We start from the raw sequence: 24,144 nt of genomic DNA on the forward strand, positions 1-24,144 counted from the left end.
GCGCGAGCGAGGCGAATGAGCGGGGATGCCCGAGGCATGAGCGGCGCGCCTTCAACGGCGCCGATGCCGCCCGCGGTGATACCAGTTCATCAACGGCGTCGCCGAGACGCCGTGCACCACCACCGAGGCCGTGACGACCGCCAGCGCGAGCGGCAGCAGCGGCAGAATCGTGGTGGCGGGCCCGTGTTCGAGTGCGTAGGCGAGGTAGTAAAACGAGCCGATGCCGCGAATGCCGAACCAGCTCATCAGACGCCGTTGCGCGTTCGACGCCTGCGAGCCGAGCAACGAAAGCTCGACTGCAGCGGGCCTGATCAGCAGGAACAGCACCACGATCAGCGCGGCGCTCGACCACGTAAAAAGCGGCCCGCGCAGATTGGCGAGCACGTTGCCGATCATCGCCATGATGGCGACTTCGGCGATCCGCTCCAGCTCGATCGTGAAGCCCAGCACCGATTCGGTCATATACGCGTGGGCCTTGTCCGGATCCGCGGCGGTCGCGCTCACGTCTTCCGAATCGACGCTGCCGATCGTACTGCGCGGCGAGCGTTCGCCGCTCGCCTGGTGTTCGACGCGCCGCATGGCGACGCCGGCCGCGAACACGGCGAGGAAGCCGTAGGTATGGGCGAGTTGCGCGCAGCCGAACGACAGCACAATGAGTCCCAACGCGAAGAAGCCTTCGAGACCGAGCGCCTGCGCATGATGCGTGCGCAGCCAGGTGACCGCGTGCGTCGTGGCCCAACCCAGCAGGGCGCCGATTGCGACGGCGCCGGCTATGCCCCACAGCGCGCCGCCGGCGAAACGCCACGTCAGTCCTGCAGCCGGCGAGGCGAGCGGCACGGCGCAAAGCGCGAGGCCGAGCACCGCAAACGGCAGCGCGATGCCGTCGTTCAGGCCGCCTTCGCCGGACAGCGCAAAACGCAATACGTCGCGGTCGCCGGGATCGTGGACCTGGACATCGTGGGCGAGGACGGGATCGGTGGGCGCGAGAATCGCCGCGAGCAGCAGAGCCGGTCCCCAGCCGAGCCGCAGTCCGTAGACGCCGAACAGCGTCAGCAAGGCGATCGTCAGCAGCATGGCCGGTACCCCGAGCCTTAGCGGCAGCCACCACAGCGCGTCGAACACCGGCACGCGCAGCCGCAGGCCGATGGCGAACAGCGAGACCAGCAAGGCGATCTCCGTCACGATGCGCAGCAGATGCGCGTCGGCGGCGAGATCCAGATGCAACAGGTTTACCCCGGCGGGACCGAGTCCGTAGCCGATTGCCAGATAGAACATGGCGGCGCTGACGGGCAGCCGCCTGAAGGTGGTCGCCGCGATGCCCATGAAGACGAGCACGCTGCCGACGATGAGGAACCAGAGGGTTTCGGTGTCGTGCATGAGTGGGCAAGCGCGCGCGGGCCGCGGCTACGGCGCGCGGCCGAACGATGGATGTCCACTGGTGACAGCAATGGGCATTCCTTCCACCACGCGGCGTCCGAGCGACGGCTTCCGGGTGCTGGGCATGCTGCGTCGCGTCCAATCCGCTGTCGCGTCCGTGTGACCCGTGCCGCCTCGCACGGCAAAGCGCGTAAAAAGCGTCCGAACGATTGCAATTCTTGCGCGCTGCTGACTCCGCGACCGGGCGTGCGGGGCTTAACGGCCCTTAACGGCCCTGTCCCCACGGCCTGACGGTGGACTTATTCAAGCGCCTGCGAATTCGGCCCAATTCTTGCTGCGTTGCGCCGGTGGACGTCCGTCCGCTGCTCGCACGCGCTGCTGCGAACCCATCTTGAGGATGCCTCCGTGGCGCTCCGCTGGATTCGGGTTCGGAGCGCAACCGGCGAGCGGTGGCGGTAGCCCACGAGAACTCCCCGCATTTCTATCGGAATCAGCATGACCGCGGAACGACTCAACTCGCGCGCCCCCTCGCGTCACGGCCCCGCGCCGGGCCGCGGCGTCGGCGCGCAACCGCCGACCGTTCGCACCGTAGCGCCCGGGCCGGCAGCTTCGCAGGAAGTGAATACGTCGCAGTCGCACGCGCAGCAGATCAGCGCCACGCAGATCCTGATCGCGCTGCTGCTGGCGCCGCTCGCGTGGCTCGCCCAGGTGAGTATCGCGGAAATGGTCCTCGGCGGATCGTGCGCGGCGGGCGGCCCGCTGTTCGTCGTGCATACGATGCCGTGGACGCCGGCCACCGTTGTTGTCGCGAGCGTCGTCTGCCTGATCTTCGGCGGCGTCGGCGCCTATGTGGCATGGCGCAATCTGTGGCGCACGGCGCGCATTCCCTGGCGCTTCCCGTCGGCGCTCAGAGGCACACGCGCCGAGCGTGACTGGCTCCTGTCGCGGATCTGCGCGATGTCCAGCACCATGTTCATCCTCGGCCTGGTGGCGACCGATATCGCGATGCTGGTTATCGCGCCGTGCAGTCCCTGGTAGGCACGCAGCGCCGGTCAGGAATCGGCGACCGCGCACGGGACCCGCTACGGACGTGCGGCGACCTCGTCGAGATGCAGCAACAGGTCAGCCGGATCCTCATAGACGCGCAGGGCGCCGGCGCGTTCGAGTTCATCCTGGCCGTAACCGCCGGATAGCAGACCGACGCCCAGGGCACGGCAGCGCTGCGCGGCGAGCATGTCCCAGATGCTGTCGCCGACCACCACGCTCTGTTCGATCGGCGCACCGAGGCGATGGGCCGCGGCAATGAACAGATCGGGATCGGGCTTCGCATACTTCACATCATCGCGCGTCACCACGACCGCTTTCTCCGGATCGACCCCGAGTGCGGCGAGATTGACCGCGGCGGTTTCCATCCGGCCGCTCGTGGCGATGGCCCAGCGGGTGCCGCTCTCGCTGAGCGCGGCGAGCAGTTCGCGCGCGCCGGGCAACGGCCGCACCTGGCTGCCCAGGCGCCGATAGGCCTCGGCATGCGCCTGCCGCAACCGCTCGATGCGCTCGGCGCTCATCTCGCTGCGGGTCTCGCGGAGCAACTGATTGGTGAACAGACCGCCGCTCATGCCGATCTTGCGATGGATGCGCCACACCGATAGCTCGATTCCTTCCTGATCCAGCGCCTGCTTCCACGCGAGGACGTGCTGATACACGCTGTCGACCAGCGTGCCGTCGAGGTCGAAAAGGAAGGCGGTTTCAATGCGCATGGTGTTCCTCCGGGAATGGGTGGTGGTGCTGCGAAAGCCTGGAAAGCGGGAAAGCGGCGAATGGCTATGGTGCGCCTTTGTGGGTGAGCGTGCGCGTCGCGTTTCGGTCAGGGGTGAGGGCGTTTTGCGTTGGAGGGTTTCCGCGTGCAGCGCCTCGCGTTCTGGCTGCCTTTCGCATTTTTCGCGATTTGATAAGGAATGCTGTGATTTTATCGTCGCTCGCAGGATGTGCTGCGTCCGCCGACGGCGACGCCAATCTCGCAGCCGGCGCGCACATCGAACCGGACCGCGTCGACGAGCCGTTTTAACCCGACGATCCGGATGTGGAGTCCGGCTGATTTTGCACGGGCATAGGTCTTGCTCGTTAGCTCCTTGAACGGGGCCGAAAGCGAGTTCGAGGCGATGCCCGGCGCCGCGCAAGTGAAGTCGCTTGCACGCTCGCCACGCAAGCGGAACAGCCGGAGGCGCAGGGTCGCTGCGGCTCTATAAACAGGGAGAAAGTGCATGAAATTCCGGTATTCCATACACGCCGAACTGCACCTGAAGACATTCGGGCCGGCCGCATCATGAACGCGATTCTGCCGCGCCCGGCCTATGAGGACGCCACCATGCGCATTACTTTTCCTGACGACGAACCGGGCTTCAACGGTTCGAGCCTGACCGTGCAGTTCATGGCGCAGGTCGACGGCGAACCGGTGATGTGCGCGATCACGGCCGAGGCGCTCGAGGATCACTTCGGCGCGTCCTCGGCGCGTGAAGACGTCCTGCTCAAGGCATTCGAACAGGGTCGTGGCCGAATCCGTTCGGTGTGTGCCGAGGAACTCGACCGCAACGACGGCGGTGGAGTAGTGTTGCATAGTGGACTGTTCCGGGTCGAAGGCATGGAGCCGGGTCGCCGCTAGTGATGGATGTGTACACCATTCTCTTCCGCGATGAAAGGAGGTCATATGTCACTGATCGTCGCTGCGCGTTTTACCACATTTCCCGCGGCCGAAAGCGCCGCACAACGACTGTTCAATAGCGGTTTCGTCGAGGAGGACGTGACGCTGTTCTTCGTCAATCCGGTTGGACAACATGCGCGTTATCCGATCGGCGGCGATATCGGCACCGATGCGGGCGCTGCCGAGGCGCCCAAAGGCGCGGGCAAAGGTGTAACGATTGGCGCCGTGGTGGGCGCGGCGGTCGGCGTCGGCATCTTTACGCTGTTTGCGGCGCCGGTGCTGGTGTCGGTCATTGCCGCAGGGGTGGGCGCGTATATCGGCTCGCTGGTCGGCGCCATGTCGCACACGCGCGAAGGCGGCAGGCTGGGACGACACACTCCGCGGCATGACGAAACGCGCGACTCGGGCGTGTTGCTGGCGGTGCACGTTTCGCCGGACAGTCAGTACGACGCCGCGCGCCTTTTGCGCGATGCGGGCGGTACGGCTATCGAGCGCGCCACCGGCCGCTGGCAGAAAGGCCGTTGGGCCGATTTCGACCCAACCCGGCCGCCGGATACCATGCCCGAGTTAAACGAAAAGCACGCCTGAGCGCGTGTTAGATAGTTGCCCCGCCTTCGTTATACCCAGATGCGCGGGGCCGACTGTTGCGGATGCGTCGCGCCGTCGTCAACGGGATGCTCGCTGCGCATGGCAGCGCAGGCCGCCGGCGCGAGGCCCTGATGCGGGGTTTCGCAGGACAGTGTCTGGACGGCGTCCTGCGGCGCGGTCTTCAAGACGTATTCGCGGATCTGCATGACCGCAGCGGACGTGACAATCGCCACGGCCAATAGAAATTCTGCTCTCCTGATTTTCATGAGGTTCTCCCTATGTCGGTGTTGCGTGCCCATTGCTTTTCGATTGGGGCGCGTCCGGCTGATCAACGAGCGGGTCGCGCGAGGGTGGGCAGCACTAGCACAGCAACATCCATGCCATTGGTTGGAAACCCGGCGCGAAAGCTGCGGAGGCTCATGCCAAGCGGGCTTGGCGAGGCGTGAGGGAGCGGGACGCGCCTGCGGTCTGCGCCAACATTTACCTTCGCTGGGTAACTTTGCAAACGCGTTTGCAAACGCGTTTGCAAACGCGTATGCCGATGTGTTTGCCAACGCGTTTGCGCAGCCGCGCCGGCACGCCGTTGCAGCGTGCGCTCCAGGCATGCGGCATGCGGGGTAAGTGGAGAGCCGTTGCCACCGGCAGCGGATCCGATGAACCACGAAACCCCGGAGGAATGCAATGTCTACCAACGTGACGAGTGTATTGAACGATCTGGTCGAAACATCGAAGGACGGCGAGCGTGGCTTTCGCAAGGCTGCCGAAGATACGCACGATGCGCAGCTCAAGACGCTCTTCGTATCACGAGCCGAAGACTGCTCGCGCGGCGCGCGTGAACTGCAGGACGTGGTCCAACGGCTGGGCGGCAAGCCGGAAACCGGCGGTACGGTGAGTGGCGCACTGCATCGCGGCTGGACCGATGTCAAAGCGGCTGTCGCCGGGCGTACCGACTACGCGATTCTCGAAGACTGCGAAAAGGGTGAGGACGTGGCGAAGAAGCGCTATCACGATGCGCTCGAGAAGGAACTGCCCGCCGATGTCCGTATTGTCGTCGAGCAGCAGTTTCAGGGTGTGCTGCAAAACCATGACCGGATTCGCGATCTGCGGGATCAGTTCAAGGCCGCCAGGCACTAGGCGGGCAGGCGGGCACTAACCTGGACTCGGTGAGCCGGCGTCTTGCCGGATCACCGGAACCATCCAGCACAAAGGGCCGTCCGCAATGCGGACGGCCCTTTGTTTGATTCCGGCATCGACAGCATAGCCGATGCCGTCAAGCGTGCTTCCGGTTTAGTCGGCCACCACCTTCAGGTGGTTCTTGACGCTTTGCACGCCGTTCACGTTTTGCGTCACTTCTGCCGCCGCTGCCTTGTCGTCCGAGCTCGGCACCGTGCCCGTCAGCCACACCACGCCGTGACGGGTCTTGACGTGAATATGGGTCGATTTCACGTTGCTGGCGCCGAGCAGATCGGCCTTCACCTTGGTGGTGATCGTGCCGTCGTCGATGTGCTGGCCCATCGTTTCCGAAGCAGCGGGCGGCGCCGAGCTGCTCGTTTGAGCGGTAGCGTTCAGGGCGAAAGCGACACAGGCGATGCTGCCGGCTGCCTTGATGAAATTGAGGGTCTTCATAGGTCGAGCTCCTTTGTGTTGTTGATAAAAAATGCGGTCCTGTTAATCGTCCACATGGCTTCGAAGCGCAAGGAGCGTTCCCGGTAAGGCTATCGCGTGGTCCGGACGCGGCAAATGCCGTTGCGGCAAGGGACTCACGCGCTGTGCGGTGCAACACAAGCCGTTGCTGCGCGGCCTTGGCGGCCTGGTCGGCCGGTTGTGGTTCTTTGTAAACATTTTTCCGGCGGATTGTAAAAGTTGGGGCTCGAATGGCCTGCGCGGCCTCGGCGAAAAAACTAAAGCTGAGAAAAAACAGCAGTTTGCGAGAGCTGGTACGGCAGTTGCTCTGCATAGGCCACACGATGTTTTCGAACTGTTCACAGGACCTGACTACAATGCCGCCTTCAATCGAACTACGCACGAGGCAGTCGCTCGCACTGACACCGCGGTTGCAACAGTCAGTGCGGCTATTGCAGTTGTCGTCCCTCGAATTCCAGCAGGAGTTGCGGACTGCCCTCGACACGAATCCGTTTCTCGAATACGACGCCACCGATACCGAAGACGTTGCGCTCGCAACTTCTTCGACGGGCGGTGACGGCGTCGAGGCCGTCGCCGGCGAAACCGCTACGGTGAGCGAACGCGAGACGACGCTCGACACCGCGGTGGCCGACACGCGCGAGAGCGTGTCTCAGGATGAAGCGTCCAGCGACTACTCGAGCGATTCCAGCGACTCGAACGACTACGCCAGCGAATACTCCGGCGATTCGTTCAGCCGCAGTTCGTCGCGCCAGAACGGCGATTCCGAAGGCAGCGATCCGGCCGACTGGGCCCGTTCCCAACCCACGCTGCGTGAACAGTTGCACGACGCGTTGCGGCTGTACCGGCTCGACCAGCGCGATCGGGAAGTCGCACGTTTCGTGATCGAAGCGCTCGACGACGACGGCTATCTGCGTCAGGACCTGGCCGATCTGGCCGCGATCGTCGACCTCGAGCCCGTATTGACCGAAGACGAATTGCTGGTGGCATTGCGCCTCGTGCAGGCGCTTGACCGTCCGGGCGTCGGCGCGCGCACGCTCTCCGAGTGCCTCGCGCTGCAACTCCACGCCATGCCCGACGACGTGCCCGGGCGCGATGTCGCGCTGCAGATCGTCGAGCATCACCTTGAACGGCTCGCACGCCGCGAGCAGGCGGAATTGCAAAAGCAGATCGGCTGCTCGGCGGAAGAATTGCGCGTGGCCTGTGCGCTGGTGCGCAAGCTCGACCCGAAGCCCGGTAATTTCTATGGCCGCACCGAAGACAACTATGTCGTGCCGGACGTGATCGTGCGCCAGGTGCGCAACAAGTGGATCGTCAATATCAACCCGGCGGTGCAGCCGCGTGCGCGGATTCATCGTATGTACGCTGAGCTGTTTGCGCAATCCGCCGGCGCGAGCCGTTCGCCGCTCGCGCAGCAACTGCAGGAAGCGCGCTGGCTGATCCGCAATGCGCAGCAGCGTTTCGATACGATTCAGCGCGTGGCCGAATGCATCGTCGCGCATCAGAAGGCCTTCTTCCAGTACGGCGAGATCGCGCTCAAGCCGATGGTGCTGCGCGACGTCGCCGAAGAACTCGGCCTGCATGAGTCCACGATCTCGCGCGCTACGGGCAACAAGTACATGGCGACGCCGCGCGGCATTTTCGAATTCAAGCATTTCTTCCCGCGCGAACTGGGCACCGAAAGCGGCGGTACCTGTTCCGCCGCGGCCGTGCGCGCGTTGCTCAAGGAAATGATCGCCGCGGAGAACACCAGCGATCCGCTCTCGGACGTCTCGCTCGCGCGCATGCTGGCCGAGCAGGGCGTGCTGGTTGCGCGGCGCACCGTGGCGAAGTACCGGCACTTGATGAAGGTGCCGCCGGCTGAACTGCGTCGCCAGATCTAGGCCTTCAGATGCGCGGCGTTCGCCCCTTGAACGCCGTCGCCCGCATTGAGTTTTCCACGCCTCCTCCAGGTTTATCCGCAAAACGTCGTTCGTAAGGATGGACGTTTTGCCCGCGCCCCATTACATTGATGGCCGGACCGCGCGTCGCATACGCGCGGTTGCAGTGCGCGCGCGTGTGGCCCGCAGAGGGCCGTCCTCGTCGCGGCGCTGCAACGTGTCTATGGGAACTGTCTGGAACATCGCGTGCCGGTGCATCCGGCATGCTGCTACGACGAGGCGGGACAGGGGGCGCTGGCCCACTCTGCCTGCATCGCGAGGAGTGCGTGGATGAAGTATTCAAGTCTGGTCGAGCGCCTGCAAGGCAAGCGTACGTCCGCGTGGGAGATTCACCATGCCGCGCAACAGGCGCGCGCAAGAGGCGAAGATGTGATCGTGCTGAGCGTGGGCGATCCCGACTTCGCGACGCCGGAGGCGATCGTCGAGCGGGCAGTCGACGCATTGCGCGGTGGCGATACGCACTACACCACGGTGGTGGGGCGCGAGCCCTTGCGTGCCGCGATTGCGCGTGAGCACACGCGCACTACCGGCCGTGCCGTGAGTACGGAAAACGTGATGCTGTGCGCCGGTGCGCAGAACGGCATCTTCGCCACGTCGCTTTGCCTGTGCGAGGCCGGCGACGAAGTCATCGTGCCGGAGCCGCTGTATCTGACCTACGAAGCCTGCGTGCGGGCCTCGGGCGCCACGCTGGTGCCCGTGCCGGTCGATCCGGCGCGCGGTTTCCATCTGGATTGCGATGCGCTCGAAGCGGCCATCACACCGCGCACCAAAGCGATTTTCTTCGCCACGCCGTGCAACCCCACTGGCGTCGTGATGCCGCGTGCCGATCTGGAACGCATCGCGCAACTGGCTCGCCAGCATGACTTGTGGGTGCTGTCCGACGAGGTCTATGCCGACCTGACGTTCGAACGCGAGCACGTCAGCATTGTGTCGCTCGAGGGCATGGCCGAGCGGACCGTGACCATTGCCAGCCTGTCGAAATCGCATGCCATGGCGGGCTGGCGAGTGGGCTGGGCTGTCGGACCCAAGGAGCTGATCGGTCATCTGGGCCGACTGGCGCTGTGCATGCTGTATGGGTTGCCTGGGTTTATCCAGGAGGCCGCGCTCACCGCGTTCGAGCAAAAGGCGCAGATCGTCGCCGAGATGCGCGAGGTGTATCGGCGCCGCCGCGACGTCGTCTATGAGCGCTTGAGCCAGGTGAAGGGACTGCGCTGCCTGTTGCCCGAAGCGGGCATGTTCATGATGGTGGACGTCAGCGGCTGCGGCCTCGATACCGTCGATTTCACCTGGCAACTGTTTCGGGCCCAGGGCGTCTCGCTGCTCGATGCGAGCGCCTTCGGCGAGACCGCCAACGGTTTCGTGCGGCTCGGCTTCGTGGTCGACGAGGTCCGGCTTGCCGAGGCCTGCGAGCGTATCGCTGCGTTTGTCGCGAGCCTGCAGGTGAGCGCGCCGGCCTTGAACGCGGACTAAGCCGAGGAAAGCGCACTAAAGCGGGTTCCACGCGGCGCGTCAGGCGCTGCGATCTTGATACGGCGTTTACGTCGGGCGGACGGGTTTTTGTTCGCCCGATATGCCATTCCCGTTACTGTTCATCGCACGCTAATAACCAGCGGGCGATATGCAGAACAAGCAAACGAACAGGGGAAGGGACGGCCGCGCCACGCGAGCCACACGCTGGATGCGACTGGCGGTGGGCATGCTGGCGCTGTCATTTGCGAGTGCGATGCAGGCGGCCGAAGCGCCGCTGATCACGGATGCGCCGGGCGTCGACACGCCGGGCCTGGCTGCACCGGCAGTGGCCGTACCCGTCATGGCCAACCAGCCGGCGAGCGACGGCAACGCATCGGCACTCGTTGAAATCGCAACCATCTTGTCAGGGCAATTCCGTGTGGCGCGCGGAGAGTCGACTGCCATTGCGCATGCGGTGCTCGACGCGGCGGATCGCTTTGCGATGTCGCCGGTGTTGCTGCTTGGCGTGATCGCCACGGAATCGGGCTTCAACCGGCGTGCTGTCAGCTCAGCGGGAGCGCAAGGGCTGATGCAGGTGTTGCCTTCGGCGCACCCGCAACTGGTCTCGGGCGGCAAGGATCTCTCCGATCCGGTCGTCAACGTGACCATCGGCTCGTCGATCTTGCGCGGCTATCTCGACGCCGCGGGCGGCAATGTCGACTCGGCACTGTCGCGCTACAGTGGCGGCGGCAAAGGCTACGCGCGGCGCGTAGCGCTGCAGATGCAGCAGTTCTCCTGCTTTTCCCAGGGTGATAAATGCGTCAAATCCTCGATCGCAATTCCGGGAGTCCGCCCGGCAATTCGTAGAAAACGGCTGTAGCGGTCAAGCCGGCGGTACCACGACGTTGACAGCAGTCCTCGAAAGACAAGCGGGTGCCGGCGTCACGCTCTTGCCATAACGTGATGTCATGGGCACCAAAACAATTCCGGTGTTGTCGCCGCAAAATAGACTCACTATATTTTGCTCAACGCGCATTACACCCACGATATCTTTCGCCTAACGTTTCGAGGACACAGTCGTGATCAAGAAGCCAACGTTGCGCCCGCTTGCCGCAGTTCTGATTCTTGGTGTCGCGGGTCTGGTGCCTGCGTGTCTAACGCCTGTTTTTGCCGCTGGGCAAATTACCTTCGTCTCCCAAGGCGGTACGTATCAGGAAGCGCAGACGAAGGCGATCCTCGATCCGGCCGCGAAACTGCTGAACATCACCGTGAACCAGGACAGCATCCCGGACGCGTGGCCGCAGATCAAGGCACAGGGCGCGACCGGCAAGCCGATCTGGGACGTGGTCGATACACCGACCTCCAACTGTCTGCGTGGCGGCCACGAAGGCCTGCTCGAAAAGCTCGATTTCTCGAAGATCCCCAATGCGGCCGCGATGCCTGAGAAATACCGCACGCCGTATTCGGTCGCCTATGAGTTCTATTCGACGGTCATCGGCTACAACAAGAAGACCTTGAAGAAGGTGCCGCAAAGCTGGGCCGATTTCTGGAACGTGAAGGGATTCCCCGGCACGCGCGCGTTGCGCAACGACCCGCAGACGGTACTCGAAGCCGCGCTCCTCGCCGACGGCGTGCCGCGCGACAAGCTTTATCCGCTCGATGTCGACCGTGCGTTCAGGAAGCTTCAGCAGATCAAGCCGGACGTGACCGTCTGGTGGACATCGGGAGGGCAGTCGGCGCAACTGCTGCACGACGGGGAAGTCGATATGACGATGATCTGGAACGGCCGCGCGAGCGCCGTGCGCAAGGATAATCCCGACATCGACTTCACGTTCAACGACGGTATTCTCCAGAACACCCAGTTATGCATTCTGAAGAACGCACCGAACCTCCCCGAGGCGATCAAGTTCGTCAACGCCGCCGTCTCGCCGGACTTGCAGGCGAACCTGCCGCTCTACATCGACTACGGCCCGGGCAATCCGGCGGCCTTCAAGACGGGCAAGATCGACGCGAAGCGCGCGAGCGAGCTGCCGAGTTCACCGGATAACGCGGCGAAGCAGGCGCTCATGTCAGAGGAGTGGTGGGCCTCGGACGCCGGGATTCAGGCGAAGGCGCGCTGGCTCAAGTTCATGCAGTAAAGCGCAGCGTGCTTGCCTGCACGCGGGCTGACAGCCTCGCGGGCTCGCCCTGCCGCGCCGGCCCCGCACAGTTCAACGCCTGCGTACTCAGCGAACGTGATCGACTATCTGATTCTCGGCGGCGGTTCGGCCGGCTGCGTGCTCGCGGCGCGCCTGTCCGAAGAGGCCGGCAAGACCGTCTGCCTAGTCGAGGCCGGCCGCAACATCTCGCGGACGGACATGCCCGCTGCCGTGCGCAGCCGGTATCCCGGCCGCGCCTATCTCGACACGGCGAACATCTGGCAGCGCCTGAAGGCGCGCATGAGTACGTCGGCGACGACACGCCGTTACGAACAGGCGCGCCTGCTCGGCGGAGGCTCGGCGATCAATGCGCTGATGGCGAATCGCGGCGCGCCTGCCGATTACGACGAATGGCACGCGCTCGGCGCACACGGCTGGAACTGGAGCGCGTGCCTGCCGTACTTCCGCAAACTCGAATCCGATTGCGACTTCGACGGCGAGTTGCATGGCACGAGCGGCCCGGTCCGCATTCAGCGCGCGAACGGGGCACGCATTTCGCCTTTCGTGCGCGCGGTACTCGACACGCTCGATGCGCACGGCCACGTCCGGCGCAACGACCAGAATGGCGTGTGGCAGGACGGTACGTTCATCGGATCGATTGCCGTGAGCGAGGCCGGCGAGCGTATCCCGACCTCGGTCTGCTATCTCGACGACGCGGTGCGCGCCCGCCCGAACCTCGAGATTCGCACCGGAACGCTCGTCGAGCGCGTGCTGTTCGACGGCACGCGCGCAGTCGGCGCGCGCATCGTCGCCGGTGAGGGCCGGGATGGCGTGGCTGAAGAATTGCGCGCCGCGCACGTGATTGTCTGCGCTGGCGCGATCCACAGTCCCGCGCTGCTGATGAGAAGCGGCATCGGACCGGCCGCTGAGCTCGCCGCGCTCGGTATCGAGGTACGCGCGGATCGAGCCGGCGTCGGCGGCAATCTGATGGAGCATCCGTCGATCGCTGTTTCCGCGGTTTTGCCGTGGACTGCGCGCACGCCGTTTCCCGACGAGCATCACGAGCAGGCCATCGTGCGCTTTTCGTCAGGCATGCCCGGCACGGTCCCCGGCGACATGCACGGTGCGATCCTGTCGCGTTCAGGCTGGCATTCAGTCGGCTACCGGCTCGGCACGATCTTCTTCTGGGTGAACAAGTCCTACTCGCGCGGCCGTGTGACACTAACCTCGGCGAGTCCGCATTGCGAGCCCGCTGTCGATTTCAACATGCTGTCCGATGCGCGCGATCTCGAACGCCTGAAGCGGGCGCTGCGCTTCGGCGCTGAAACGCTGGCCGATCCGATGATGGCGAAGCATCGCACGACGCTGCTGCCTTCGAGCTATTCGCCGCGTGTGGCGAGTGTGGCCGTGCCCGGTGCGTGGAATGCGTTGCAACGCGGCATGCTGAGCGCGCTGCTGGACATTGCGGGTCCGTTTCGCGCGTGGCTCGTGCGACGCGTGGTCACTCAGGGCGTGACGCTGAACGACTTGCTCGCCGACGATCGTGCCTTGACGAAATTCGTCACGCGCTCGGTGGGCGGCACCTGGCATCCGTCGGGAACCTGCCGGATGGGCACCGCCGACGATCCGCTCGCGGTTTGCGATGCGCGTGGCGCCGTGTACGGCGTCAGCGGGCTATACGTATGCGATGCGTCGCTGATGCCGTCGATACCCTGCGCCAATACGAATCTGCCGACCATCATGATCGCGGAGCGTATCGCGGATATGCTGCGTGGCCGCCCCTGACCGGCGTGCCGACCCGGGGCAGCGAACCCGCAGCGCGCGGCCCGGAAACCGCTGAGGTGCTCGGTGACCGCGGGCGCGCCGAGTCGCCTTCAGTCTCCATATCCCACGATACCCTTCACCTCGAGAAACGCTTCGAGTCCCCATTCCGCGTATTCGCGCCCGTTGCCCGATTGCTTGTAGCCGCCGAAAGGCGAGCCGGCGTCCCATGAGGGATAGTTCAGGTACACGCTGCCTGCCCGCAACCGGAACGCCACGCGCCGCGCGCGTTCGAGATCGGCGGACTGGACGTAGGCCGCGAGGCCGAAGGGGCTGTCGTTCGCGATCGCAATTGCCTCTTCCTCGTCGCGATACGGCATGATCGCGAGCACGGGTCCGAAGATCTCTTCACGCGCGATCGTCATTGCAGGACGCACGTTCGCGAACACAGTGGGTTGCACGTAATAGCCGCGTTCGAGACCTTGCGGCCGACCGAGCCCACCTGCCGCGATCTGCGCGCCCTCGTCGATGCCGGCCGCGATCAACCGTTCCACGCGCTCGAACTGCACGCTGCTGACAACCGGCCCCATGGTCGTGCGCTCATCGCCGGCGGGGCCGACGCAATGCGCTTGCGCCGCGCGCCGGGCAATCGCCACGGCTTCGTCATGGCGTGCCTCGGGCACGAGCATGCGCGTCGGCGCATTGCACGACTGGCCGCTGTTGTTGAAGCAGGCGTTGACACCTGCCGTCACCGCTGCGTCGAAATCGACGTCGTCCAGCAGGATATTGGCCGACTTGCCGCCCAGCTCCTGATGTACGCGCTTGACGGTCGGCGCCGCGAGCTTTGCGATCTCGACGCCAGCGCGGGTCGAGCCGGTGAACGACACCATGTCGACATCGGGATGCGCCGCAAGCGCCGCACCGACGGTCGGTCCATCGCCGTTCACGAGATTGAAGACGCCCGGCGGCACGCCCGCGGCGTCGAGAATTTCCGCGAACAGCAACGCGTTGAGCGGCGTCACTTCGCTGGGCTTCAGCACCATCGTGCAGCCGGCCGCGATGGCGGGCGCTGCCTTGCAGACGATCTGATTGATCGGCCAATTCCACGGCGTGATGAGTGCGACAACGCCTACCGGTTCGTGATTGACGAGCGTCGTGCCTTTTTGGCGTTGCCACGCGAACGTTTCGCATGTGCGGATCAGCTCGTCGAGATGCCGGCGCCCGATCCCCGCCTGCCACGCATGCGCCATCGCGCGTGGGGCGCCCAGCTCGCGAGAAATCGTTTCGCCCATCTCATCGTGACGTTCGAGAAAGACTTCCAGAATGCGGCGAATCAGTGCGAGGCGCTCGGTGGGCGTAGTCTGCGAGAACGACGTGAACGCGTGTTTTGCCGCAGCGACCGCGCGATCGATGTCGGCGGGCGTGCCCATTGCCACTTCGGCGAACGCTTCTTCGGTGCAGGGATCGATCACCGGCAGGCGTGCCGTGCCCGACGGCTCGACCCACGCGCCGTCGATATAGAACTTCAGTGCATTGATCATGTGAGACGCGCGTAGGAGGAGTTCAGGCTCGCGCCGTGGCGGCGCGCCGGCTTACGACGACGATCATCACGAGGCAAAGGGTCAGCGCGGTGAGCATCGTGCTGATTGCGGCGATGGTCGGATCGATCTCGTCACGCAGCGTGACGAACATGCGGCGCGTCAGCGTCTGGTTCGAGCCGCCCGACACGAAGAGTGCGACCACTGTTTCGTCGAGCGCCTGAATGAATACGAACACTGCGCCGGAGATCACGCTTGCCTTGATCTGCGGCAGCGTCACCGTCATGAAGCTGCGAAAGCGATTCATGCCGAGGCTGCGGGCGACCATTTCCTGGGTGCGGTCGAAGGTACGAAGATCGGCGCCGACCGAGATCAGCACATACGGCAGCCCGAGCATCGTATCCGCGAGAATCAGCCCGCCGAGCGTATTCACATAGCCGGCCTGCGAGTAGACGAAAAACACGCCCACCGCGACGATGATGATCGGCACCATCAACGGCAGCATCAGCAGGGTGCGCAGATAGCGCATGATCCAATGCGTGCCGTTCTGAATCGCATAGGCGGCGCATACACCGAGCGGGGTCGCGAGCAGCGCGGCGCAGGTCGAAGCGGTCAGCGTGGTGCGCGCGGCGTCGATCCATGCGGGGTTGTCGAAGAACGAGTGATACCAGCGCAGCGAATAGGCCGGCGGGGGGAAAGTCATGAAGCGCGTGTCGGAGAACGACAGCGGCACGACGATCAGCACCGGTATCATGAGGAACAGGAGGATCAGCACGACCGCCGCGCCGAGGACGATCCGTCCGAACGAAAACTTGGTCATTTCGCGCCCAGGGTCTTTTCGAGTGGCACCACGCGGCTCGCGGCGTAGAAAATCGCGAACACGCAGATCAGCAGCACGACGCTTACCGCGCTAGCCGCGCCCCAACTGTTATAGATCTCGACGTTGCGGCTCACCACCATCGACACCATGATCGACTTGCCGCCGCCCATCAACTCGGGCGTGATGTAGAAACCGAGGCAAAGCACGAACACGAGGGTGACACCGGCGAACACGCCGCTCATCGAAAGCGGCAGGAACACACGCATGAATACATGCAGCGGCGAGCCGCCGAGACTCGCGCCCGCCTGCGAGAGATTCGACGGAATCTTCTGCATGGCCGAAAAGAGCGGCAGCACCATGAACGGCAGCAGGATATGAACCATCGCAATGACCGTGCCGAACTGGTTATAGGCGAGTTGCACCGGCCGGTCGATCAGGCCCGAGGCGATCAAGGCCTTGTTGACGAGGCCCGTGCGCTGCAGCAACACGAGCCATGCGTAAGTGCGCACAAGCACGCTCGTCCAGAACGGCAGGATGACCATGCCGAGGACAAGCGCGCTCAGCCTGGGTGACAGCGAGGCCGCGAAGTAGGCCACCGGATAGCCGAGCATCAGCGTGACGACGGTCACGATGATGCTCAGTTTGAACGTGAGCAGAAAGGTTTCGAGGTAGGCGCCCGTGAACATGCGCCGATAGTTTTCGAGCGTGAAGCCGTCGTGATAGATCGACTGCCACGACAGCCAGGCGAGCGGCACAACGAGCAGCACGACGATCACGAGGAGCGCCGGCGCCATCAGGAGAAGCATCGTGCGATCTTCGCGCCGCTGGTAGCGCGCGGCAGGATCGGACTGGGTGGCCTGCATCAATGTGGGTCCTTGGAGCATCCGTTTGGCGGTCGTCATCATGCACCTACGGCGTCGAGAAACTGATACCACGCGGCGACGAGCCTCACACCCGGCGCGCGCAGCGAATGAAAAGGCACCGGCCGCAGACCCGGCGCGCCGAGCAGCGAAAGCTCGGGCGTCTCGCCGAGGGCAAGCGCGGCGGCATGCTGTCCTAGCAGACTGGCCATCGCGACGCCTGCTCCGTTATACCCCAGACAGAAGGTCGTGGCATCGTCGCTGCGCCCGACATGCGGCAGCGAATTGAACGTCATGCCGACATAGCCCGACCAGCGATACGCCACGCGTACGCCGGCGAGAGCGGGAAAGAGCGCGACCATCGCCCGCTGCAGCGCATCGAAGCCGGTCATCTGACCTTCCTTGCCGAATGCGTCGCGACCGCCGAACAGCATGCGGCCGTCCACCTTGCGGAACCACTTCATCATGCGCCGTGTTTCCGTGTAGCTGCGGCGTTCGACCATCAGACGCGCATCGAGATCGGCGGGCAGGCGTTCGGTGGCGATCATTGCGCTGCGGAACGGCACGAGTTCGCGCTGATACGGCGAGGTGGCCGGCGTGAGATCCGAATAGGCATTGGTCGCGACGATCACCTGCTTCGCACGCACCGTACCGCCCGGCGTGCTCAACGTCACGTGCCTATCGCCGGGTGCGCGATGCATCTGCAGTACCGGTGTCGATTCGTAAATCGGCACGCCGCGCAGCGTCATGCCGCGCGCGAGTCCGCGCACGTATTCGAGCGGCAGGATCGTGCCGGCATCGGCGCTCAGCACACCGCCGGCAAACCCCTTCGACCCCGTCTCGCGCTCGACTTCGGCGCGCGATAGCACGCTCATCGACGTATCGCCGAGCTTCGTGCGCACCCAGTCGGCTTCGGCGCAGATCGCCGCGAGCGCGCGCTCGGTGTGTGCGCAGCGCAGGCTGCCCGTATGCTCGAAGCGGGCCCGCGCGAGCCCGAACTCGTCGACCAGCGATTCGACGACCCGCACGCCTTCATGCGCGAGCCGGTGCATGCGCTTCGCGGTATCGAGGCCGTGCACCTGGTCGATGGTGGGAAACGACAGTCTGAATTTCGACGACACCACGCCGCCATTGCGCCCGCTTGCCCCCCAACCGACCGGGTTCGCGTCGAGTACAGCGCAACCGACACCGCGTTTTTGCAGCGCATAGGCTGCGGCGAGACCCGAGTAGCCCGAGCCGATCACCGCGACTTCGACGTCGAGATCGCGCGCGAGCGGCACGCCGGCATGCATGGCCGCGCCCGCATCGGGCGAGGCGGCAGCGAGCGCTTGCCAGAGCGACTCAGGCAGGGACGAGGGGCGTGCTGTCGGCGCGAGCATCGGCTCAGGCGGCGAGGCGCGCTTCGGCTTCGACGGCGTCCGCGAGCGCGGCGAGCGTCGGGAACGTGAACGTCGGCGTCGTGACGGCTTCAGGCACCGGTGTGGCGCCGAACCCCCGCTTGCCCTGACGGCGCTCGATCCAGCAGGTCGCATAGCCCAGTTTCGTGGCAACGCCGATGTCGTGGTACTGGCTTTGCGCGGTGTGCAGGATCTCGCCGAACTTGTAGCCGAATGCGGCCTGGCGGCCCCGGTTGTACGCGAAGAATTGCGGATCGGGTTTGGCGACGCCGGTTTCGTCGCAGCAGACCGTGTCGTCGAACGGGTCGCCAAGCGTGTGGGCGTAGGCCGACAGCGCGACGCGGTCCGCATTGGTCATGGCAACCAGGCGGAAGTGTTTGCGCAGACGTTTGAGCGCGGCGACCGAATCCGCGAAGGCGGGCCATTCGAGTACGTCGCGCTGGAACGCGGCGGCTGATTGCATGTCGTCGGGCAGACCGAGTTCCTTCGCCAGCGACAGGTAGACGTTCGCCATTTCGTGGCTCGAGCGGCCCGGATGAGCAGCACGGCCGCGCATGTACGGCTCGAAGATCTGGTCGTCGGTCAGGTCCTGCGCTGCAGGGCCGCCGAGACGCCGCACGGAGGCGAGCACGCCACGCTCGAAGTCGATGAGTGTGCCGACGACGTCGAACGTCAGGACCTTGAAATCGGTGAGCTTCATGAAATCATCCTTTTGCTGTTTGCTGTGAAAACGGGAGAGGGAATACCCCAGGCGTGGGCGGCCGAAAAATGAGTGGGGTCAGGCGGGCACGACGATCGTGTCCTGCGGATCGAGCGCGACGCTCATCGGCGTGCCCGGCTCCGGGATGCGCCGGCGCGCGTCGTGGCCGCCCGGCTGCCTGAGGCTGATGGCGGTGCCGTCGGCGAGCGTTGCGAACACGCGCAGGCTTTCGCCCTGGTACAGCACTTCGGTGACATGGCAAGACAGACGATTCACGCCGTCACGCCGATCGCCGCCGTCGATTACGAGTTTTTCGGTCTGCACCGCGAGCAGCAGCTTGTCGCCGCGCGGCAGCGGGTGCGCGGTGCGCAAAACCGTGTCGCCGAGACGCACGGCATCGTCGCCGGCGCGCGTCACGGCGAGCAGCGTCGCCTCGCCGATGAAGCTCGCCACGAACGCGTCGCACGGACGGTCGTAGAGCCGCTCTGGCGTGTCGATCTGCACGAGCCGGCCGTTCTTCAGCACGGCCACGCGGTCGCTCATGGTGAGCGCCTCGCGCTGGTCGTGCGTCACGTAGACGATCGTCGCGCCGAGCTTGCGATGCAGCCGCCGCAGCTCGATCTGCATGGTTTCGCGCAGTTGCTTGTCGAGCGCGGAGAGCGGCTCGTCCATCAGGATCAGTTGCGGTTCGAAGACCATCGCGCGGGCGAGCGCTACCCGCTGGCGCTGGCCGCCGGACAGTTGACCGATGCCGCGGCTCTCGTAGCCCGAGAGTTCCACCATCGCGAGCGCATCGGCGACCTTCTTGGCCCACGTCGATTTGGGCTGACGGCGCGCGCGCAGCGCAAACGCCACGTTCTCGCCGACGCTCATATGCGGAAAGAGCGCGTAGTTCTGAAAGACAATCCCGATGTCCCGCTTGTGCGGCGGCGCAAATGTAATGTCGCGCTCGCCGACCCAGACCGCACCCGAACTCGGCTGCACGAAGCCGCCGAGAATGCCGAGCAGGGTGGTCTTGCCCGACCCCGACGGTCCGAGCAGCGAGACGAATTCGCCGGGGGCGATGTCGAGCGATACGTCGTCGAGAGCCACTACTGGCCCATAACGCTTCGCTGCCGATCGGATCGAAACACCTGTTTTCGCTCGTGCGTCCATTGCGTCCTGTCTCGCTGTTGAGGCCTGCGTCAGGGAAAATATAGGCCGCGTCATTATTGGCGGCAATTCCCAAATTGTTGGACAAGGCATAACATCAGGTCATGCCTAACCTTCGCAAAAAATTGCCGAGCGCCAATGCGCTGTTCGTGTTCGAAGCTGCCGCGCGCTGCGGCAACTTCACGCGCGCGGCGCAGGAGTTATACGTGAGCCAGCCGGCGGTGAGCCGCATGCTGGCGCGCATGGAAGACCATCTCGGCGTGCGCCTTTTCGAGCGCGTGCGCGGTGGGATCGAGCTGACCGAGAACGGCAGGATCCTTTACCGGAAAATCTCCGAAGGCTTCAATGGCATAGAAGGCGCGATACGCGAGATCGAGGCGCGTGCGACGGGTGTCGAGTCGGTCACGCTGTCGGTGTCCACCGCGTTCACCACGCACTGGCTGATGCCGCGTATGAACCGGCTGAACCAGGCGTTTCCGAATGTCGATTTGCGATTTCAGCTGATCTCGGGACGCATCGGCGGCCCGCTCGTCGATGTCGATCTCGGCATGCGCTTCCTGCACGAGGACGAGATCGGCGAGAACAGCGTGCTTGTGATGCCGGAGACGCTGCTGCCGGTGTGCAACCGGCGCTATCACGAGACGGCCGCGACCGGGACGGGCCGCGAGCACGGCGATACGGTGATCGTGATGGACGACGGCGAGCGCGGCTGGCATGACCGCTTCGAGGCGTTCGCGGCACATGGGCGGCATGCCGTGGGCATGCTGAGCTTCAACGACTACGCCATCGTCGTGCAGGCGGCGCTGCTCGGGCAGGGTGTCGCGCTCGGCTGGCTCAACGTGGTGTCGCATTGGCTCCTGGAGGGCGCGTTGTTGCCCGCCGAAGAGGAGCTCATCGTGACGAACCGGCGCTGCTGTCTGGTGTGGCCGGAGAATCGGGTGTTGCGTCCGGTTGCGGCGGAAGTGCGCGACTGGATCATTGAGGAAACGCACGCCGATGTGCGCGCGGTCGATCGGACCTATCCGAAGCTGGGGCTGCGGCGCTTGCTGGCGGAGGCGGGGTTGGTGATCGGTTAGGTGGTGTGTGTTGTGGTTGCAACATTGCGCACGGTGTTGTTGCCCGCGCCGTCCCGCCATCCGCATTGTTCAGGTTTGCTGGACTTTGCATCCAGCCACGACGGTCCAATAGCGGCCATCCCTCCTCCTATACTTGGTCTCCCACTCAATGTCCTGGAGGACGTCATGGCAGATCACTCTCTAAACGGCAAGGTTGTCCTGATTGGGGGCGGTGCGAAGAACCTGGGCGGGTTGATTTCCCGCGAGCTCGCCAAAGGCGGGGCGGCGGCAGTGGTGGTCCACTACAACAGCGACGCCACCCGCGGCGCGGCGGAAGAAACCGTCGCCGCCGTGCAGGCCGCCGGCGCGAAGGCGATTGCGGTGCAGGGCGACTTGACCCAGCCGAAAAACGTTACGCGGCTGTTCGATGAAGCGCTGAGCCAGTTCGGCAAGATCGATGTTGCCGTCAACACCACCGGCATGGTGATCAAGAAGCCGATCGTCGAAGTGACCGAGCAGGATTACGACACGATCTTCGCGGTCAATTCGAAAGCGGCGTTTTTCTTCCTGCAGGAAGCAGGCAAGAAGCTGGCGGACAACGGCAAGGTCGTGACCATCGTGACGTCGCTGCTGTCGGCCTATACGCCGTTCTATTCGATCTATCCGGGCAGCAAGGCGCCGATCGAGCACTACACGCGGGCGGCGTCGAAGGAGTTCGGCGAGCGCGGCATTTCGGTGAATGCGATCGGCCCGGGGCCGATGGACACGCCGTTCTTCTATCCGGCCGAATCGAAAGAGTCTGCGGCTTATCACGCGACGGCTGCGGCGCTCAGCAAGCAGACCAAAAGCGGCCTCACCGAAATCGGCGATATTGCGCCGATTGTCAAATTCCTCGTTACCGACGGCTGGTGGATCACCGGCCAGACAATCTTCGCCAACGGCGGTTATACGACCCGCTAGCCGCTGCATCGCCCGTCGCGGGTCACTGCTGCGGCGCCCGCAGCAGTGACGATTCCTCGCAACACAACCGCCATCCCTCCGCACGTCTTTGACCTTGCTTGTGCCTGCGCGGCATTCGTGTTTCAGTCTCAACCGTGAAAGAGCAAAGGGAGTGCGACTTCAATGGATCAGGTCGACCTGTTACGGGTCTTCGTGCATGTGGCCGACAAGCGCAGTTTCATCAAGACCGCGCAGGCGCTGAACTTGCCGCGTGCGACGGTTTCGCTGGCGATCCAGCAACTGGAGCAGCGCATGGGCGCGCGCCTGTTACACCGGACCACGCGGCTGGTGCAACTGACCCCGGACGGGCAGACGCTGCTGGAACGCAGCCGTAGCTGGCTGGCCGACGCGGACGATATCGACGGCCTGTTCCGCAAGGCGCCCACGGAGATCGCGGGACGCCTGAGCGTCGACGTGCCGAGCCGGATTGCGCGGCGGCTGGTGGCGCCCGCGCTGCCGGCGTTTTTCGAGCGCTATCCGAATGTGCAGGTGGTGCTGGGCTCGACCGATCGTCCGATCGACCTGGTTCAGGAGGGCGTCGATTGCGCGATCCGGGTGGGCCCGCTGAATAGTGCGAGTCTGGTCGCGCGGCCGCTCGGCCAGCTCACGCTGATCAATTGCGCGAGCCCCGCGTATCTGGCGAAGCACGGCGTGCCGCATACGCCCGAGGATCTATCGCGGCACTGGGCGATCGATTATGCGTCGTCAGGCGCCGCGCGCGTGGCCACCTGGGAGTATCAAAGCGGCGAGCAGACCATCAACATGCCCATGCGCAGCCACGTGGCCGTGAACAATGCGGAGACCTATATCGCCTGTTGCCTGTCGGGGTTAGGGTTGATCCAGATTCCGCGTTACGATGTGCAGCACCATCTCGACGCGGGCGAACTGGTCGACGTGTTGCCCGCGTGGCGCGCGCCGTCCATGCAGGTGTCGGCGATCTATCCGCATTGGCGGCATCGGGCCGATCGCGTCGAGGTGTTCGTGAGCTGGTTGATCAGCCTGTTGCAGAGCCGGTTCGATTGAGGCGTGCGTTGGAGCACAGAAGGCGGACGCTATAATTGCGCCAACCCGTCGTTGCGCACCGCTCCATCTAGTAGAAACGTCACGCGCATCGGCGGCCTGGCGAGCACCACCATCGCCGCGGCCCGTCGTCGGGACCTCTACCGCCACGCCAACCCAGCCCATGCAATTCGACCCGATTCAGTCCTTCACGCGCAAACGTCTGTCCGATGTCGTGTCCGACCAGATCAAGCGCCTGATCTCGGACGGCGCGTTGATGCCGGGCGACCGCTTGCCCGCCGAACGCGATCTGGCGACCCAACTGGGCGTGTCTCGGCCGTCGTTGCGGGAGGCGCTGATCCGGCTGGAAGCGGACGGCTACATCGAAACCTCGGGGCGGGGCGGCTTCACCGTGGTGGACGTCACCGCGCCGATCATCTCGAAGCCGCTCGCCGAACTGCTGCTGCAGAATCCGCGCACCAGCGCCGATATCCTCGAATTGCGCCAGGGTCTGGAATCCATCTCCACGGTCTACGCCGCCGAACGCGCCACCGCCGCGGATCTCGAGAAGATCCGCAGCGCATTCGAAGCGCTGAAGGCCGGCTCGCTGTCCAGCGACCGTGCGAACCTGGCCGAACTGGACGCGGCCTTTCACCTGGCAATCGCCGATTCGACTCACAACGTCGCGCTGGCTCACGTGATGCACGGCATCCACACGCTGATCCGCGAAGGGATGCGGCAATACCACCGCCTGATCGATTACGACGACGCAAAAGAGCGCCAACTGTTGACCCAGCATCAGGCGATCTTCGACGCCGTGATGGCGCGCGACGCGCAGAAGGCCCGCAAGGCGGCCGAGCGTCATCTGACGTTTGTGCGCGAATTGTATGAGGAAGAGGCGGCCAAGCCGTCCTGATTGCGACCTGACTCAGCCGATTGACACGTCCTGCCAACTTCCTTATATTCTTGGTCAGACCAACAAGACCAGTCTTACTGGTTGAGGACGTATACGGCAAATTGCTCAAGCAGCGG

The 24,144-nt window shown here is 64.6% G+C and carries 25 protein-coding genes; 14 read left to right on the plus strand and 11 right to left on the minus strand.

Annotated features, from left to right (window positions below; translation table 11 throughout):
* Positions 1-51: 51 nt before the first annotated feature.
* Entirely contained in the window at positions 52-1,377 is a 1,326-nt protein-coding gene (locus BUS12_RS08105; protein ID WP_074295220.1) for a cation:proton antiporter, read from the minus strand.
* On the opposite strand from BUS12_RS08105, the gene BUS12_RS38760 reads away from it, so the two are divergent.
* Together BUS12_RS38760 and BUS12_RS08110 are read left to right on the plus strand one after the other, a co-directional pair.
* Positions 1,376-1,540, plus strand: a complete 165-nt coding sequence (locus tag BUS12_RS38760; protein WP_171991615.1) for a hypothetical protein — start codon at positions 1,376-1,378, stop codon at positions 1,538-1,540. The two genes, BUS12_RS08105 and BUS12_RS38760, sit on opposite strands and share 2 nt — an antisense overlap.
* A gap of 332 nt (positions 1,541-1,872) precedes the next feature.
* Positions 1,873-2,415, plus strand: a complete 543-nt coding sequence (locus BUS12_RS08110) for a hypothetical protein (protein WP_083640294.1) — start codon at positions 1,873-1,875, stop codon at positions 2,413-2,415.
* Positions 2,416-2,459: 44 nt separating this feature from the next.
* On the opposite strand, the gene BUS12_RS08115 is transcribed toward BUS12_RS08110, so the two are convergent.
* Positions 2,460-3,134 carry an HAD family hydrolase gene (locus BUS12_RS08115; protein WP_074295221.1) on the minus strand — a complete coding sequence of 225 codons (675 nt, stop codon included), beginning with the start codon at positions 3,132-3,134 and terminating at the stop codon, positions 2,460-2,462.
* 209 nt (positions 3,135-3,343) lie between these two features.
* Positions 3,344-3,658, minus strand: a complete 315-nt coding sequence (locus BUS12_RS38085; RefSeq protein ID WP_143788282.1) for a hypothetical protein — start codon at positions 3,656-3,658, stop codon at positions 3,344-3,346.
* Positions 3,659-3,700: 42 nt separating this feature from the next.
* Here BUS12_RS38085 and BUS12_RS08120 point away from each other — a divergent pair, with 42 nt between their 5' ends.
* Both BUS12_RS08120 and BUS12_RS08125 read left to right on the plus strand, forming a co-directional pair.
* A complete protein-coding gene (locus BUS12_RS08120; protein WP_074295222.1) occupies positions 3,701-4,036 on the plus strand; it encodes a DUF1488 family protein in 336 nt (111 codons plus the stop codon).
* A gap of 45 nt (positions 4,037-4,081) precedes the next feature.
* On the plus strand, positions 4,082-4,663 hold the full coding sequence (locus BUS12_RS08125) for a hypothetical protein (RefSeq protein WP_074295223.1): 582 nt from the start codon (positions 4,082-4,084) through the stop codon (positions 4,661-4,663).
* A 29-nt stretch (positions 4,664-4,692) separates the two neighbouring features.
* On the opposite strand, the gene BUS12_RS08130 is transcribed toward BUS12_RS08125, so the two are convergent.
* Positions 4,693-4,929 carry a hypothetical protein gene (locus BUS12_RS08130; protein ID WP_074297254.1) on the minus strand — a complete coding sequence of 79 codons (237 nt, stop codon included), beginning with the start codon at positions 4,927-4,929 and terminating at the stop codon, positions 4,693-4,695.
* A 415-nt stretch (positions 4,930-5,344) separates the two neighbouring features.
* On the opposite strand from BUS12_RS08130, the gene BUS12_RS08135 reads away from it, so the two are divergent.
* Positions 5,345-5,797: a PA2169 family four-helix-bundle protein gene (locus BUS12_RS08135; protein WP_074295224.1), complete on the plus strand. Its 453-nt coding sequence runs from the start codon at positions 5,345-5,347 to the stop codon at positions 5,795-5,797.
* Between the two features lie 153 nt (positions 5,798-5,950).
* On the opposite strand, the gene BUS12_RS08140 is transcribed toward BUS12_RS08135, so the two are convergent.
* Positions 5,951-6,289: a BON domain-containing protein gene (locus BUS12_RS08140; protein ID WP_074295225.1), complete on the minus strand. Its 339-nt coding sequence runs from the start codon at positions 6,287-6,289 to the stop codon at positions 5,951-5,953.
* Between the two features lie 374 nt (positions 6,290-6,663).
* Here BUS12_RS08140 and BUS12_RS08145 point away from each other — a divergent pair, with 374 nt between their 5' ends.
* The 5 genes from BUS12_RS08145 (at position 6,664) to BUS12_RS08165 (ending at position 13,616) form a co-directional block, all read left to right on the plus strand.
* Positions 6,664-8,187: an RNA polymerase factor sigma-54 gene (locus BUS12_RS08145; protein WP_074295226.1), complete on the plus strand. Its 1,524-nt coding sequence runs from the start codon at positions 6,664-6,666 to the stop codon at positions 8,185-8,187.
* Between the two features lie 327 nt (positions 8,188-8,514).
* A complete protein-coding gene (locus BUS12_RS08150; protein WP_074295227.1) occupies positions 8,515-9,714 on the plus strand; it encodes a pyridoxal phosphate-dependent aminotransferase in 1,200 nt (399 codons plus the stop codon).
* Between the two features lie 148 nt (positions 9,715-9,862).
* On the plus strand, positions 9,863-10,573 hold the full coding sequence (locus BUS12_RS08155; protein WP_253190033.1) for a lytic transglycosylase domain-containing protein: 711 nt from the start codon (positions 9,863-9,865) through the stop codon (positions 10,571-10,573).
* A gap of 199 nt (positions 10,574-10,772) precedes the next feature.
* Complete coding sequence (locus tag BUS12_RS08160; RefSeq protein ID WP_074295229.1) at positions 10,773-11,831, plus strand: ABC transporter substrate-binding protein; 1,059 nt, start codon at positions 10,773-10,775, stop codon at positions 11,829-11,831.
* Positions 11,832-11,927: 96 nt separating this feature from the next.
* Entirely contained in the window at positions 11,928-13,616 is a 1,689-nt protein-coding gene (locus tag BUS12_RS08165) for a GMC family oxidoreductase (protein ID WP_074295230.1), read from the plus strand.
* An 89-nt stretch (positions 13,617-13,705) separates the two neighbouring features.
* Here the strand turns inward: BUS12_RS08165 and BUS12_RS08170 are convergent, their stop codons facing one another.
* The 6 genes from BUS12_RS08170 to BUS12_RS08195 all read right to left on the minus strand — a co-directional run bounded on the left by BUS12_RS08170 (position 13,706) and on the right by BUS12_RS08195 (position 20,062).
* Positions 13,706-15,133, minus strand: a complete 1,428-nt coding sequence (locus BUS12_RS08170) for an aldehyde dehydrogenase family protein (RefSeq protein ID WP_074295231.1) — start codon at positions 15,131-15,133, stop codon at positions 13,706-13,708.
* A gap of 22 nt (positions 15,134-15,155) precedes the next feature.
* Positions 15,156-15,950, minus strand: coding sequence for an ABC transporter permease (locus BUS12_RS08175; RefSeq protein WP_074295232.1), 795 nt, complete (start codon positions 15,948-15,950; stop codon positions 15,156-15,158).
* On the minus strand, positions 15,947-16,813 hold the full coding sequence (locus BUS12_RS08180) for an ABC transporter permease (RefSeq protein ID WP_253190034.1): 867 nt from the start codon (positions 16,811-16,813) through the stop codon (positions 15,947-15,949). Before BUS12_RS08180 ends, BUS12_RS08175 begins: the two co-directional genes overlap by 4 nt.
* Before the next feature lie 38 nt (positions 16,814-16,851).
* The gene (locus BUS12_RS08185) at positions 16,852-18,189 is read right to left on the minus strand and encodes an NAD(P)/FAD-dependent oxidoreductase (RefSeq protein ID WP_074295234.1); all 1,338 of its coding nucleotides are present in this window, start codon (positions 18,187-18,189) and stop codon (positions 16,852-16,854) included.
* A 4-nt stretch (positions 18,190-18,193) separates the two neighbouring features.
* Entirely contained in the window at positions 18,194-18,907 is a 714-nt protein-coding gene (locus BUS12_RS08190) for an HAD-IA family hydrolase (protein ID WP_074295235.1), read from the minus strand.
* A 78-nt stretch (positions 18,908-18,985) separates the two neighbouring features.
* Positions 18,986-20,062 carry an ABC transporter ATP-binding protein gene (locus BUS12_RS08195; protein ID WP_074295236.1) on the minus strand — a complete coding sequence of 359 codons (1,077 nt, stop codon included), beginning with the start codon at positions 20,060-20,062 and terminating at the stop codon, positions 18,986-18,988.
* 101 nt (positions 20,063-20,163) lie between these two features.
* Between BUS12_RS08195 and BUS12_RS08200 the strand changes: the two genes are divergently transcribed.
* From BUS12_RS08200 to BUS12_RS08215, 4 genes are all read left to right on the plus strand, one after another.
* The gene (locus BUS12_RS08200) at positions 20,164-21,135 is read left to right on the plus strand and encodes a LysR family transcriptional regulator (protein ID WP_074295237.1); all 972 of its coding nucleotides are present in this window, start codon (positions 20,164-20,166) and stop codon (positions 21,133-21,135) included.
* Between the two features lie 165 nt (positions 21,136-21,300).
* Positions 21,301-22,074: an SDR family oxidoreductase gene (locus BUS12_RS08205; RefSeq protein WP_074295238.1), complete on the plus strand. Its 774-nt coding sequence runs from the start codon at positions 21,301-21,303 to the stop codon at positions 22,072-22,074.
* Positions 22,075-22,236: 162 nt separating this feature from the next.
* Positions 22,237-23,136, plus strand: a complete 900-nt coding sequence (locus BUS12_RS08210) for a LysR family transcriptional regulator (protein ID WP_074295239.1) — start codon at positions 22,237-22,239, stop codon at positions 23,134-23,136.
* Between the two features lie 160 nt (positions 23,137-23,296).
* Positions 23,297-24,028 (plus strand): FadR/GntR family transcriptional regulator, encoded by a 732-nt coding sequence (locus BUS12_RS08215; protein WP_074295240.1) that lies wholly within the window; start codon positions 23,297-23,299, stop codon positions 24,026-24,028.
* Positions 24,029-24,144: the final 116 nt, after the last annotated feature.

Origin of the sequence: Paraburkholderia phenazinium (assembly GCF_900142845.1) — a bacterium.
Lineage (GTDB): Bacteria > Pseudomonadota > Gammaproteobacteria > Burkholderiales > Burkholderiaceae > Paraburkholderia > Paraburkholderia phenazinium_A.